Raw genomic sequence first — 14,989 nt, forward strand, 5'->3', positions numbered from 1 at the left:
TAGCACAAGGCCAACCCATTCAAAAAAACAGCTGATTAATTTCAGTTTATTAGGCCAAAGCATTCAGTCGTTCTTGGATAACATCCAAACCCAAATTTGCAGCCCCGCCCAGCGACACGCGGTTGGCAATTGATGACGTTACCGAGATGTCACCTGATTGATTATCGCTTTTGGCAATTAAATAAGCATCCCTGAAATGCGCCCCTTTTTTTACTGCTTCCAAAGCATGATCGGTGGCCAGCATGTCATCGGACACGGCAGCAGCCATGTTTTCAGTTTTGAAGGTCATCGACTTAAGCAAATTTGGCATCAATTCCAAAGTCGCTTTGGTGGTTTCAATGCCTTTGATCAACGGGCCTTTGCTCAACTGTAAATCCCTTTGGTAACCCGAGGGCAAGGACATCAGCGATTGAATTTGCATCATGCTGCCTTCGATCACCGACAAACTGGCTCGCATCACCTCTATCACATCGGGGTTGTTCTTATTCGGCATGATGGATGAGCCGGTGGTGTGGTCTTTGGCCAAACTGACAAAATCAAATTCTGCCGTCATGAACAAACTCAAATCCCAAGCCAAACGCCTCACATCTGACATCACATGGTGACAACTTTGTAAACACTTCAACTCAAATTTGCCTCGGCTGTTTTGTGCGTACACGGGATTGATTTGCACCCTGTTAAAACCCAACAAGGACGCGGTCAATTCACGGTCCAACGGCAAAGGCACACCAAAACCAGCCGCGGTGCCCAAAGGCGAAGTATTGAGCAAATCTTGTGTGTATTTGATTTCACTCAAGTTATCCACCAAACTTTCAGCAAAACCCGCTAACCACACCGCCACGGTATTCGGCATGGCCCTTTGTAAATGTGTATAACCGGGCATCAAAGTGGCTTTGTGTTCATCAGCCAAGCCCAACAACACCGCTGCCACTTCAGCCACAACAGCTGAAATTTGCTTTAACTGATCCAGCATATACAGGCGCAAACAGGTCAATACTTGGTCATTCCTGGAGCGGCCAGTGTGGGCTTTTTTACCCAAATTACCCAGCTGCTCAGTCAAATACATTTCAATCGCTGAATGACCGTCTTCATATTGTTCATTGAGTTCAAATTCACCTTTTTGATAGGCAGAAGTCAAGTCCGCCAAAGTCTGTTTAAACAACAGTAATTCTTTATCGGTGATGATATCGATGGCAGCCAATCCTGTGACGTGTGCGGTGGTGGCTTTGATGTCATACAAGAACAAATATTGATCCAGTATGATGTCTTCGCCGGCCAGATAAGCCATCACGCCGGGCGCCATTTGGTCTGTGCCTTGCGCTGACCAAAGCAGCGCATTGTTTTTTTCAGTCATGATAAATTCCTATGTTGATGTGTTGTGTTTTTTGAGTGGTTGCTAAATTCATGTTTTGTATCGCCTGCGTGGCAGCACCTTTGAGTAAATTGTCCAAACAAACATTCAGCACAAAGTGGCCAGGTTCTTGTTGAGAACAATCAAAGCCACCAATCACTACATGGTGCTTGCCAGCGATTTGTTGCAATTCTGGCGGTGCAGATTGGATGCTGATCAAGGCATCGTTTTGGTACTCTTGTTCAAACAAATTTTGTAATTCACCATCGGTCATTGAGTGTTTAAGTCTTCCTGACAGCGTCACGTGGATGCCACGGAAATGCGAAGCCACATGCGGCATAAAGCGTATCTGCTGACTCAGCACATGACTCACTTCTTGTTCATGGATGTGACCAGTGGCTTGGTAGGCCAACAGGTTGTCTTTCAAACGATTGGGGTCATTTTTGTCACTGGCCGTGGTGCCTGCACCGCTGTAACCGGACACACCAAATGCGGTGGGCACTTCTTTCAAATACGGCAACAAGGGTATGATGCCCAGCTGGACAGCAGTGGCATAACAACCCGGATTGGCAATCAAACGGGCCGTTTGTATCAAATCATTTTGGGTTTCTGGCTGCCCATAAACCCAGTCACCATGAAATCTGAAATCGGCACTCAAATCAATCACCACCGTTTTTTGTGACATCGACTGCCACATTGTGTGGAGTTTTATAGCGATGCCATTGGGCAAAGCCAAAAAGAGCACGTCAAGATTATGATCAGCCAATTCAGTAAAAGGAATGTCTTGATATTGCAAATCTTCATCTGAAAATTGCGACACATGATGTTTTACCTTTTGCCCCGAAAAAGCACGCGAACCAGCAAAGGTCAGTTGGGCGTTTGGGTGCACATCAATCAATTCAATCAACTCTTTACCGACATAGCCACGAGCGCCGATGATTCCTACCTTAAGCATGTTGAACCTCTTGTATGGTATCGCACCAACCAGGGTCGATTAAAAATGCCTGTGCTGTGCAAGCAGTAGCCACAGCTGCGGTTAAACCACAGGCAAAACCAATCCAGTCTCCTTGTTCTTGTTTGACTGAGAAATCTGCTTTTTTGTGGTACCAAGGATTGATCTCGTTGTTGTAACGTGAACGCCAATACAAGCTGGGGTGATTTTTGATGATTTCTTGCCACAAACTGGCAGCCAAACCTTCACCTTGCGCTTCAGGTGTGACAGCGAATTTATCTAAATAAGGCACATTATCGTGACCTTTGCATACCACTGCAGCGGCCCGTCCTGACTCGGCAATAAACACATTCAATAAGGTTAAGTCTTGCCACCAATCGACTTTCAATTGGCGACCAAAGCTGCACTCTAAAATACCACTCAATTCAAGCCAGTCAATTTGGTCACTGTCTGAATTGCAGCTGATTTTTTCACCCAAGCTGATATAAGTGCCAGCCCCTTTGTGGGTAAACAGTTCTTTGACCAAATTTTGACAACTGGTGATAGAAACAGAATGGCTTGAATCCATCATTTCAAGCAAACGGTTGATCTGCTGTAATTTCAATTTCATGCCAGAATGCAGCCATTTTTGTGACATCAAATGATCGTAATCATGACGCAATTGAATCGCTGAAATGACTTGATTTTTCTCATTCAATAAGCCACCGGTGGGTGTAACAAACAAGGTTTTGTGGGGCTTGATGGCGGCAACCAAAGCACGGGTTGCCGTATCGGCATTGATGTTTACCGCCTGACTGGACTCAGGAATATACCCCAAACAGGAAAGCACAGGAACCACACCTTGAGCCAAGCATTTCTTGACTGCAGCCAACTCCAATGCAATCACTTCGCCGACTGAACCGTATTTCGACTGGTCGATTAATTGGCAGGCAAACACCCCATGAGTAAAGCTTTGAGCTGGCACAGACCACTTTTTCAAGCTGTCTACCACCAAGGCGTTTATCTTGGACATCAGTTGATCAATTAAACGCATTTGACGGCTGGATGTCACACGCAAACCGTCTTTTTTGACTGATGAGATGCCCACTTCAGCCATCGCTCGATCTATCTGCGGCCCACCGCCATGAATGATGATGGGCGTCAAGCCCATTTGAGACAGTATGGCCAAAGATTCCGTCAAACTGTTCAGTTCATCTGCAATGATGCCGCCACCGACTTTAACCACGGCAAACTTTTGTTCATCGTCATGGTAACGTTTTAAATAGTGCTGGGCTTCTCGGCTGTCATTAAAATGTGACAACACTTTCTTAATCATCTGTTGCGCTTTATTTGTTGCTGTAGTGTTCATCGAATCAACCCCAAATAAATGTCATGACAGCTTTGCAACTGATTCAAGGTAACCCATTCATCGATGCTGTGCGCTTGGGCTATGTTGCCTGGCCCCAATACCAAAGCTGGGATGCCAGCTTGTGCAAATAAGGCCGCTTCTGTCCAAAAGTTCACCGCGTCACCTTGTGCTAATTGGTGTTTTTTACAAAAGGCCAAAGCCGGTTTGAGCATATGTGCTTGTTCTGGTAAGGCCGGAGCCATCATGCTGTGCTGCCAATCAATATGCTCACCCTTGGCCAATGCAGTGAACTGCTTGTAAACCTGCTCAGACTTGAGGCCTGGAGGCACGCGCAAACTGAATCCCAAGGCACAATCGCTGGCTATCATGTTGTTTTTTTCACCACCTTTGATGTGACCTAAATTAAAACAAACACCCGCTGGGTTGCTTTCATTACAAGCTTTTTCAGCCAAATTTATAGCCTGTGCCATCCATTGATTGGCTTGGTGAATGGCATTGCCCTTTAAGGCATTGACTGAAGATGAATGGCCATTTTCCCCATGAAATTGACCTTGCGCTGAAACATAGCCCCTGTGGCTTAATCGTGCCAAGCAATCAGTGGGTTCCGCCACCACCACTTGCTGGTAGGATGACAAATCATTTGATGCAATGAATTCGCTAACACAGCAACTGTCAGTGCCTTCTTCATCGGTGGTAAACAACACCGCCATGTCATGGTCTGTACTTTCAGCCAATGCCATCAAACAAGCCACAGCACCTTTGATGTCACATACCCCTCGACCATAAGCCTTGTCTTCAACAACGCTGCACTGCAAAGGTGGGTATTGCCATTGGCCAGTTATCGGCACCGTATCCAAGTGAACATTAAACAAAATATCTGGCTTGCCCCTTTGAGCGAACAAAGAAATTCTACCTTTGTCATGGTCTGTCAAACTCACGGCAAAGCCTTGGTTTTGAAAAAACTGCTGGGTTTCAATAAACAAGGCATCATCAAGCGACAACAAACGCGGTGGGTTACAACTGTCTTGTGTCACCAAGAATGACAAGTGTTCCACTATTTGTTCAATCACTTGTTTGCCGTTCACTTTATTGGCATACACCATGTTATTTGTGGCCGTCATGAGGCTTTTCTACGCACCTTATTGGCCATCACACTGCTTTGGCCAGTCAATTTAATGTAACCCACAGCCTGCTCTGGAGACCAAGAACATGACTGGGCATAAACCGCGTCACTGTCTTGAATTATCCAAGGAGATTGAACAGCTGTGGCGAGTAAATCCCCACCTTGGGTTGTGATTTGCACTTCGCCTGTGACGTGAGATTGGCTGCTGGCCAAATAGGCTTCGATGTCATTCTTGTGGGGCTCATAGAAAAAGCCTTGGTACACCAATTCAGCCCACCTTTCTGACATTTGATGGCGAAATTGATTTTGCAATTTAGAATTCACCACATCTTCTAAGGCTTTGTGTGCCGCCATCAGTGCATCAATGCCAGGACATTCAAACACAATGCGACCTTTGATGCCGATGCTGACATCACCTGTATAGATGTGCCTGCCAACGCCATAAGCGGCAAAGGCCTGGTTCAGTTGTGCCAGTAAATCTGCCCCCGCCAGTTTTTCACCGTTCAAACTGACTGCCTCGCCTTGCTCAAAGCCTATGCTCATGTTGAGCGGCACATCAGGCCATGCTGCCCTCGGTTTAACCCAACAGGCACTGCCCTCCTGAGGTGTTTGAAATTGATCGATTTCACTGCCTGATATGGTGACACCCAATAAATTTTCATTGATGGAGTATTGTTGGTGTTGAGCTGTGGTCTCAAAACCTGCATCAGCCAAAACCTGTAACTCATGGTCTCTGATGTTGCCACTGATGCTGGCTTGTAAATCCCTGATGGGCGCGTGTATCTGGTAGCTTCCCAGAGAAAGGATGGTTTGGTCAAACCTGAATTGATCGTTACCCATGACAGTACAACCGTGGGCGATATGCTGGGTACCTATTTGATCACAATAAGCCAAACACAATTTGACAATAACATAACGGTCTGAACACAACAAAGGGTAATCATCGCGCATTTTGGCCCTGCTCCAAATCAAGGGAACAACAAATTCCTGCCAAATCTCCTGGCTTGCATCTATGGTTTGGTGACAATCGCTGCCCAACTCTGTGGCACGGTCAGCGATTTCATTGACTAGTCCATCACTGAGGCCACCAGAATTAACGAAGACGGTGTGCACTTGATGGCCAGATTGTTTCAATTGGTGCAAACAGAAACTGGTGTCTAGGCCACCAGAGAATGCCAAAACGATGGTGTCTTTTTCAATTGAATTGGATTGGCTTGTTTTGTTAGTGGTGTTCATCTTATTTCTCTGTATTCAAAGGTTGGTTCATTAAATTGAGCATCATGGCTTTTTGCACGTGCAAACGGTTTTCGGCTTCTTCAATGGCGACACAACAATCTGCATCCATCACTTCATCGGTGGCTTTAACATTTCGCCTCAAAGGCAAACAATGTGAAAATTTGGCGCCATTGGTTATTGCCATTTTTTCACCATCAACAATAAAATGTTTGTATTGAGTACGCACTTTGGCTTCGGCTTCTGGCTGGCCATAAAAGGGCAATGCTCCCCAGCTTTTGGCATAAACAAAATCAGCATCTTGGTAGGCAGTCTTGATGTCATGGGTGATGTTGAATTGGCTTCCGTGTTGCTGACAATATTGTTTGGCCAACTCGATGTAAGCTTGATCCAAAATATAATCCGGGCTGGGACACAACAAGGTCACATCCATACCAAACTTGCTGCTGATGAGTAATGCCGAATTGGCCACAGCGGTATTCAATGGTTTGGGGTGATAGGTCCAAGTCAGAACAAACTTTTTTCTTTTGACCACTTTGAGGTGATTTTTGATCGTCATCATCATTGCCAACTCTTGGCAAGGATGAATAATGGTTTCCATGTTGATCACCGGCACTGTGGCATGGGCTGCCAAGCCTTTGATTTTGTGATCGAGCTTATCGACTTGCCAATTTTTGAACTCAGGAAAAGCCCTGATGGCGATCATGTCGACATAGGATGACAGTACTTTTGCCACTTCTTTGATGTGCTCTTCTGCATGGCCGTCCATGATTTGACCCGGCTCAAACTCAATGCCCCAAGCATCTTGACCCGGCTGTAACACGATGGCTGTGCCGCCCAATTGACTCATTCCTAATTCAAAAGATGTTCGTGTGCGCAATGAGGGGTTCAAAAACAACAGCGCAATCGACTTGCCATTGAGGTGATTGTGTAACGGCTGTTGTTTCAGTTGGACGGCGTCTTCAAGAATCCTGTTGAGAGACTCTTGACTCCAGTCGGCGGTGCTTAAAAAGTGCTTTATCATGTTTCAATCTCAATAAAGCCATTAAGCCGGGTATAAAAAACCCAGCTCTTTGGCTGGGTTTTTAGAATTAAATGTTGTTATTTATTCATGTGCCTAACCAAAGATCCGATGTCTATTCACGGGGCGGCGGCGAACCACAACATTGATGTTCAATGTTGTTACAACAGGTGTATTCATGCTGTATTTTTGGTTCTTCATGTTAATAAATATTTTGTCATTGGCTTGGTAATTGAGCCCATACTAGGCAGGCTAAACAATAAAAACAAGTAAAATATTTGTATTATGCACTTTTGATATAAACTGGAATAAAAAAAGCCCCAGCTATGCTGAGGCTTTTGTAAATACAGAATGTATTTTCAATCAGAAGTTGGGTTTGTCTTCTGAGTTTTCAAAGTTTTTGATTGAATCCAGGATTTCTTTCTTGGCTTCTTCAACACCACCCCAACCTTCGATTTTAACCCATTTGCCTTTTTCTAAATCTTTGTAGTGCTCAAAGAAATGGCCAATGGTGTCCAAAGTCACAGGGTTGATGTCACGAACGTCGCTGACGTTGCGGTAAAGTTCACTCACTTTGCTTACTGGTACGGCAATGATTTTTGCATCTTCACCACTTTCATCGGTCATTTTCAAAACGCCAACTGGGCGACATTTGATAACAGAACCGGGTAACAATGGTGTTGGCATAACCACCAAAACGTCAACAGGGTCACCGTCACCACACAAAGTGTGAGGAACGAAACCGTAGTTACATGGGTAGCGCATCGCTGTGTTTAAAACACGATCAACCATGATCATGCCTGAATCTTTGTCCACTTCATATTTGATGGCTTCGCCATTGCGTGGAATTTCGATCACTACATTGATGTCATTTGGGACGTCTGAGCCCACTGGAACTTGTTTGATTGACATGTTATTTGCCTTGCTGTGTTAAAAAGCGGCGTATTATAACGGCCGCTTTGAATTGTTGCATGATTTTGAGCTAAAAAATGTGCTTTGAGGTGAAAATCACACAGTTTTTATAATCGCCTGAGGTGTTTTCACCTGTTCTGCACTGATTTTGATGCTATTTTTTATGGTTTTAACTGCTGCTTTTAAGCTGTCTTCATCATTGGCATAAACTGTGGCCAATGGTGTGTTCGAGTCAATGACGTCGCCTATTTTACAAAAATCTGCATAACCGACACTGTGGTCAATGACATCACTTGCCACTTTTCGGCCGCCACCTAATTGGATTATTGAAAGGCCTATATCGCGGCTGTTCATGGATTGAACATAGCCTGCCGTATCTGCAAAAACAGCTTGCTTCAACGGTGCATGTTTCATGTATTTATCCGGATTATCCATCAAATCATTCGGCCCACCCAAAGCACTGACCATTTGTGCGAATTTTTCAGCGGCAGCTCCATTGGCCAATACCTGCTCTATTTTTTGTGCTGCTTCTTTATGGTTGTCAGCCAGCTTACCCAAGCACAACAGTTCAGAACACAAACTCACCACCACATCGTGCATCAAAGGTTCCTTTAAATGATCGCCTTTCAAATATTCAATCGACTCAATAACCTCAGTCACATGTCCAGCCGCATGCCCTATCACTTGATTCATGTCAGTGATGATCGCCGATGTCGGAATCGGTGACACAGCAACAATACTTTCAGCAATGCCTTCGGCCATCTCCATGTTGTCAGCGAACGCGCCATTTCCAAACTTGATGTCCATTACCAAGCCCTCTAAACCAGCGGCCAACTTTTTAGACAAGATAGATGCCGTAATCAAAGGAATGGATTCAACTGTCGCCGTGATGTCACGCGTGGCATAGACACGGCGGTCAGCGGGTGCAATGTCTGGTGTTTGTCCAATGATGGCACAGCCCACTTGTTTGGTGACTTTTTGAAAGGTGGCAAAATCTGGTGTGGCGTTATAACCTGGAATGGTTTCAAATTTATCAAACGTTCCACCTGTATGTCCCAAACCCCGTCCGGAGATCATCGGTACATAGCCACCACATGCGGCAATAATCGGCCCCAACATCAATGAAATTTTATCACCCACACCACCGGTAGAATGTTTGTCTAAAACCGGCCCATTCAAATCCATTTTTGACCAATCGAGCACTTTCCCTGAAGTTTTCATGGCCATGGTTAATGCGGTGGTTTCATCACGGCTCATTCCACGAAAAAATGTGGCCATAGCCAAGGCACCAATTTGTCCTTCACTGATGTACCCTTCTGTGATGCCTTGAACAAAAAAATCGATTTCTTGTTTACTGAGTTCGGCACCATCGCGTTTGTGTCGTATGATTTCTTGAGGCAAATAATTCATGTATTTAAATATCCTAATAGTCCATTGATTAATGTGCGGACATCTGCCGCTGTTTTGGGCGCATAACTCAAAGTTTGGTCATGGCTTAATCGTGCATCATCCATGCCTGCACCATAATTGGTAATCACCGATAAAGCAGCAACCTTGATGCCAAAATACCGGGCCAAAATGGTTTCCGGTACTGTTGACATACCGACGGCATCTGCACCCATCATTCTGATGGCTTTGATTTCTGCAGGTGTTTCAAATTGAGGCCCAGCCATCCATGCATAAACTCCTTGTGCCAATTGAATACCCGCACCTGCCGCAGTCTGTTTGATTTGGTCGGAGATGCCCTTGTCATAGGCTTCACTCATGCTGACAAAACGGCGGTTATCTTTGAGGCCAAATAAAGGAGACTGGCCCGTAAAATTGATGTAATCCTTAATCAACATCACAGAACCTGGGGCTGAATTCAACAAAGAGCCTGCGGCATTGGTCAAAACCAAAACTTTGACACCCAAACTGTTCAAAACTGAAATCATCGGCAGCATGGCACTGGCATCACCTTGCTCATAATAATGTATGCGTCCACTCAATACATAAATTGCTTTTCCATTCATCATAGCCAAAATCAATGAACCAGAATGCCCTGAGACACCTGTGCTTGGAAAACCAGGAATGTCTGCATAAGGAATTTCTGCAATCACTTCAACACCATCTGTCACTGCGTCTAAGCCTGAACCCAAAATCAACGCCAAGGCCGCATCAAAACCCTTTGCCCTGCTGCGAATCGCAGCTACCGCAGCCTGGGCGGATGCTGTGTTGTCGTTATTCTCCATAAGGTGTCCATATATTTTTTACTTGTGTGGCCTGTCTCAAATACAACTGGCCTTGGGCCTGTTTCGAGTCGCTCCAGTTAATACCATTAAGTGCCCAAGTTCGTTTTAAATTTCCCGCAGAAGCCCGTTCAATCAAAGCGGCTTCCTCATCGTCAACCGCATCACTGGCAAACCAAATCGCATCCACATTCATGTGACCTGCCAAAGGCAATGACAAGTCCGCTCGCAAACCACTGATGATGTTAACAGTCCCTGCAGGCACATCAGAAGTGTTGAGCACTTGATAAAAATCCAGCGCCGACAATGGAAAAGCTTCTGATGCGGTCATCACCACACGGTTACCCATCGCCAAAGCCGGTGCCATCAATGAAACAAAACTCAATAAGGGCGACTCTTCTGGACATTGGATGCCCAGCACACCAATCGGTTCGTGCATCGCCATGGCGACGCCGCGCATCGGCACCGAATGAACCTGCCCATCATATTTATCACACCAAGCGGCGTAGTAATTCAGTGTTTGAATGGCGGCTGCCACTTCTTGCTCGGCCTGTTTTTTGTTTTGACCACTTGACTGTAGTCTGTCGGCAAACTCACTGGCTCGATAAGACAAATTTTCAGCCATAAAGTACATCACTTGCTGCCTTTGGAAGGCCGTCATTTGTGTCCATTTCTTGCTGGTCGCTGCGGCTTCCACCGCATTTCTGATGTCCTTTCTGCTGCCCAATGGGACCTGTGCCATGCATTGCTCATTGCCATCCAGCACATCATAGGAATAGCCACTGTCTGGACGCGTTTGCTTGCCACCGATAAACATTTTGGCGGTTTTATCCATGCTTGATACATTGTTTTTTTCTTGTTTTTTTGATGCTTTGGCAGCGGGTTTTTTATTAACAGTTTTGGCCTTACTTGGCTTGTGCTGCAAATATTCAAACATGCCTTCTTTACCACCTTCTCGACCAAAACCTGACTCTTTAACGCCACCAAATCCAGCGGCGGCATCAAATTGATTGGTACAATTAATCCACACCACACCGGCTTGAATCAGAGGTGCCAAATGCATGGCCATGTTGATGTTTTCGCTCCACACACTGGCTGCCAAACCATACCTGGAGTTGTTGGCCAAAGCCACCGCTTCATCGGGTGTTCTGAACGTCATTGAAACCAATACGGGCCCAAAGATTTCATCTTGAACCACCTGGTCCGAAGGTGAAACATCAGTCAACAGTGTGGGCGGATAAAAGCAACCTGATTCTGGCAAGTTGGTTGTCGATTGGTGCAAACAGGCACCTGATTGAACGCCAGCATCAACCAATGCACTGATTTTTTCTTGTTGTCGAGGGTCAATTATGGCCCCCATGTCTATGGACTTATCCAATGGGTCTCCGACGCGCAACTTGTGCATCCGTTGAATTAACTTCTTCTGGAATCGCTCGGCCACAGCTTCTTGCACCAGTAATCGAGAGCCTGCACAGCAGACTTGCCCTTGGTTAAACCAAATCGCATCAACCACACCTTCAACAGCAGCATCCAAATCGGCATCGGCACAGACTATAAAGGCAGATTTTCCACCCAACTCCAAAGACAGTTTCTTACCCGAGCCTGCTGTCGCCTCTCTGATCCAACGACCCACAGCAGTCGAACCGGTGAAGGCAATTTTTTTAATCTCTGGGTGGTTAACGATGTGTTTACCCGTCTCACCATCACCGGTCACCACATTCAATACACCCGCTGGCAAACCCGCTTTTTCACACAAGGATGCGAACAACAAGGCAGTCAGCGAAGTGAATTCGGCAGGTTTTAAAACCACGGTATTACCCGCGGCCAATGCCGGTGCCACTTTCCAAGCCAACATCAACAGTGGGAAATTCCATGGGATAATCTGTCCGACCACACCCAAGGCTTCTTGGTCTGGAAACTCAGTCTCCATTAATTCAGCCCAACCGGCATGGTGGTAAAAATGACGCACTGCCAGTGGCACATCTATGTCTCGGCTTTCTCGAATCGGCTTACCGTTGTCTAATGTTTCTAACACCGCAAACAGCCGCGCATTTTTTTGAATCATGCGGGCCAAGGCATACAGGTGTTGACCGCGCTCATGCCCTGACAAGGCCTGCCAAGCCACTTGGGCTTTGGCTGCCGCTTTGACCGCTTGGTTGACTGTTTTTTCATCCCCTTGTGCCACTTTGGCCAACAAATCGCCTGTGGCGGGATTGTTGCTATTGATATGGTTTTTAGCTTGATACCATTCACCATTGATGTGGTGATTAAAGGTGTTTTTATGTTGAGCCAACCATGTCAATGCGGCTTCTTTGCTTTCTGGCGCTGTGCCGTAATCCATGTTGTTCATAATGTCTTTGATGTTCATATTGCTGCGTTCCTTATCCGATGGCATGGCGATGAGCCGCTGAATAATGGCCTGTGACGTGGTGTTCCAGTTGACGTTCAATGTCTCCCAATAAACTGGAAGCACCAAAGCGGAACAGCTCTGCTTGTAACCAATCGTCTCCCAACTCTTCCTTCATCATCGCCAAATATACCAAAGCATCTTTGGCCTTGCTGATGCCGCCAGCCGGTTTGTAACCCACTTGATAACCCGTGCGTTCATGGTATTCGCGGATTTGTCTGATCATGGTTAAGGACACGGGCAAGGTGGCGTTCTCAGATTCTTTACCTGTTGAGGTCTTGATAAAATCAGCACCAGCCATCATGCACACCATTGAGGCTTTGGCGACATTCCTTAAAGTTGAAATCTCACCAGTGGCCAAGATGGTTTTCATGTGGGCCTCTCCACAGGCTTCACGATAGGCTTTCACTTCATCATACAAGGCTTGCCAATTTTCTGAAAACACGTGTTTTCGGGTGATAACTATATCGATTTCATCGGCACCGGCTTTGACAGATTCTTTAATCTCTTCCACTTTCAAATGAAAAGGGGTCAAACCCGCTGGAAAGCCAGTAGAAACAGCAGCCAAATGTACGCCACTGCCTTTCAATGCAGCCGCGGCCGTTGGTAACATGTCATGGTAAACACAAATGGCGCCGGTGGTGATGTTCAAATCTTCAATGTCCAATGCCTTAATCAAATCATGGCGCAAAGGATTCATCGCCTTGGCACACAAACGTTTGACACGCAACTCGGTGTCATCGCCAGCCAATGTGGTTAAATCAATCAAGCTAATGGCTTTTAACAACCAAGCAGCTTGGTGTATTTTTTTGACACTGCGTCTGGTTGACAAGCTTTGTGCTCGCCTTTCTGTGGCACTCTTATTGACTTGAATGGCTTCAATCCAGTCTAAATTCAAGTCCATCCCAGGGTTTCTATCAATATTCATACAGGGCATTTTACAACACTTGTTTTGAAACAGGACTTGACCTATGTCGGCTCAAGCTAAGAAAGTTGTTCAAGATTCCAACGTGGGTAGGCTTTGATGGTGGCTTCACCATAAGATGCGTATTGATTAGCAGCCATGCGCATGGCGCCAGCAAAAGCGATCATGGCACCGTTGTCTGTGCAGTATTTAGGGCTGGGGAAAAAAGGTTTGAAACGGTGTTTTTGCCCTAAAGTACTTAGCATCTCGCGCAAAGCCACATTGGCACTGACGCCACCAGCAATCACCAATGATTTCAAGCCGGTTTGTTTGATGGCACGGACACATTTTTTGCTTAAAGTATCCGTCACGGCCAGCTCAAAACAAGCAGCAATATCGGCTTTAAGTTTTTGCTTCTCTTCATCATTTGAACACAATTCAACTTCAGTTTCCCAAGTCACACGTGTGAAGGTTTTTAAGCCTGAAAAGCTGAAATCCAATCCGGGCCGGTTCATCATTGGCCTAGGGAATTTAAAACGGGTGTTGTCACCTTGGGTTGCCAATTCAGCAATGTAACGTCCACCAGGATAAGGCAAGCCGAGTAACTTGGCCGTTTTATCGAAGGCTTCACCTGCGGCATCGTCCAATGTATCGCCTAAAATTTTATACTCACCCAAAGCCTGGACATCGACCAATAAGGTGTGACCACCAGAAACAAGCAATGACAAAAACGGAAACTCAGGCTTGTCATCTTCCAGCAACGGTGCCAATAAATGGCCTTCCATGTGATGAATTTCTATCGCCGGCTTATCTAAGGCCCAAGCGACCGACCGCCCAACACAAGCACCCACCAACAAAGCACCAATCAAACCAGGCCCTGACGTATAAGCAATGCCATCTAAATCATCTAAGGTTAAACCCGCCTCTTCACAAGCTTGCTCAATCAAAGGCACAATCTTGCGCACATGATCACGCGAAGCCAGTTCTGGCACCACACCACCATACTGCGCATGCAGCTCAATTTGACTGTATAACTGATCTGCCACCAAGCCTTGATCGGTGTCATAAATGGCAATACCCGTTTCGTCACAAGACGATTCTATACCTAATATTTTCATGGCGTGAATTGTAATTCCAAAGCCATTAAATTACCACAACATGACAATCACTCTGTTTAAGCCATAAATTAATGCCTATGCTATTGACAATCATTCTTATTTAGATTTACAATTCGTTTTGTTCGATAAACAGAATATCTGAGAAGTATTATGTACGTTTGCATTTGTCACGGTGTGACTGAAAAACAAATTCAAAAAGCTGCCAAAAATGGTGTCACCAGTTTGACTCAATTACAAGCTGAAACTGGCTGTGGTACGGGCTGCGGTTCTTGTGTTAATATGGCGATTGAAACCTTGATGCAAGCGCAAAACACACCTGACTTTCTCAACGTTCGTAACCAGCAAAACAACACACAGCCTTTGCCAAGCTTCGCTTGATTCCGCTATAATCA

Annotated in this window: 13 protein-coding genes; 1 reads left to right on the forward strand and 12 read right to left on the reverse strand. The window is 45.7% G+C overall.

The window, feature by feature from the left end:
- Positions 1-49 precede the first annotated feature (49 nt).
- The 12 genes from argH to tsaD all read right to left on the reverse strand — a co-directional run bounded on the left by argH (position 50) and on the right by tsaD (position 14,597).
- The gene (gene argH, locus FET73_RS03975) at positions 50-1,354 is read right to left on the reverse strand and encodes an argininosuccinate lyase (protein ID WP_154222606.1); all 1,305 of its coding nucleotides are present in this window, start codon (positions 1,352-1,354) and stop codon (positions 50-52) included.
- On the reverse strand, positions 1,347-2,306 hold the full coding sequence (gene argC, locus FET73_RS03980) for an N-acetyl-gamma-glutamyl-phosphate reductase (protein ID WP_154222607.1): 960 nt from the start codon (positions 2,304-2,306) through the stop codon (positions 1,347-1,349). The genes argH and argC overlap by 8 nt, the downstream gene beginning before the upstream one ends.
- Entirely contained in the window at positions 2,299-3,651 is a 1,353-nt protein-coding gene (locus FET73_RS03985; RefSeq protein WP_154222608.1) for an acetylglutamate kinase, read from the reverse strand. Before FET73_RS03985 ends, argC begins: the two co-directional genes overlap by 8 nt.
- Entirely contained in the window at positions 3,648-4,772 is a 1,125-nt protein-coding gene (locus FET73_RS03990) for a M20/M25/M40 family metallo-hydrolase (protein WP_154222609.1), read from the reverse strand. Before FET73_RS03990 ends, FET73_RS03985 begins: the two co-directional genes overlap by 4 nt.
- Positions 4,769-6,010: an argininosuccinate synthase domain-containing protein gene (locus FET73_RS03995; protein WP_154222610.1), complete on the reverse strand. Its 1,242-nt coding sequence runs from the start codon at positions 6,008-6,010 to the stop codon at positions 4,769-4,771. Before FET73_RS03995 ends, FET73_RS03990 begins: the two co-directional genes overlap by 4 nt.
- 1 nt (position 6,011) lies before the next feature.
- Positions 6,012-7,031 (reverse strand): N-acetylornithine carbamoyltransferase, encoded by a 1,020-nt coding sequence (locus tag FET73_RS04000; protein ID WP_154222611.1) that lies wholly within the window; start codon positions 7,029-7,031, stop codon positions 6,012-6,014.
- A gap of 360 nt (positions 7,032-7,391) precedes the next feature.
- The gene (gene ppa / locus FET73_RS04005) at positions 7,392-7,940 is read right to left on the reverse strand and encodes an inorganic diphosphatase (protein ID WP_154222612.1); all 549 of its coding nucleotides are present in this window, start codon (positions 7,938-7,940) and stop codon (positions 7,392-7,394) included.
- Positions 7,941-8,036: 96 nt separating this feature from the next.
- On the reverse strand, positions 8,037-9,350 hold the full coding sequence (gene deoA, locus FET73_RS04010) for a thymidine phosphorylase (protein WP_154222613.1): 1,314 nt from the start codon (positions 9,348-9,350) through the stop codon (positions 8,037-8,039).
- Positions 9,347-10,171, reverse strand: coding sequence for a purine-nucleoside phosphorylase (locus FET73_RS04015; protein WP_154222614.1), 825 nt, complete (start codon positions 10,169-10,171; stop codon positions 9,347-9,349). The genes deoA and FET73_RS04015 overlap by 4 nt, the downstream gene beginning before the upstream one ends.
- Positions 10,161-12,617 carry an aldehyde dehydrogenase family protein gene (locus FET73_RS04020; protein WP_218944256.1) on the reverse strand — a complete coding sequence of 819 codons (2,457 nt, stop codon included), beginning with the start codon at positions 12,615-12,617 and terminating at the stop codon, positions 10,161-10,163. The genes FET73_RS04015 and FET73_RS04020 overlap by 11 nt, the downstream gene beginning before the upstream one ends.
- The gene (gene deoC, locus FET73_RS04025; protein WP_218944257.1) at positions 12,550-13,503 is read right to left on the reverse strand and encodes a deoxyribose-phosphate aldolase; all 954 of its coding nucleotides are present in this window, start codon (positions 13,501-13,503) and stop codon (positions 12,550-12,552) included. Before deoC ends, FET73_RS04020 begins: the two co-directional genes overlap by 68 nt.
- A 56-nt stretch (positions 13,504-13,559) precedes the next feature.
- Complete coding sequence (gene tsaD, locus FET73_RS04030) at positions 13,560-14,597, reverse strand: tRNA (adenosine(37)-N6)-threonylcarbamoyltransferase complex transferase subunit TsaD (protein WP_154222617.1); 1,038 nt, start codon at positions 14,595-14,597, stop codon at positions 13,560-13,562.
- Positions 14,598-14,747: 150 nt separating this feature from the next.
- Here tsaD and FET73_RS04035 point away from each other — a divergent pair, with 150 nt between their 5' ends.
- Complete coding sequence (locus FET73_RS04035) at positions 14,748-14,975, forward strand: (2Fe-2S)-binding protein (protein ID WP_154222618.1); 228 nt, start codon at positions 14,748-14,750, stop codon at positions 14,973-14,975.
- Positions 14,976-14,989: the final 14 nt, after the last annotated feature.

The organism is Marinicella rhabdoformis (genome assembly GCF_009671245.1).
GTDB lineage: Bacteria > Pseudomonadota > Gammaproteobacteria > Xanthomonadales > Marinicellaceae > Marinicella > Marinicella rhabdoformis.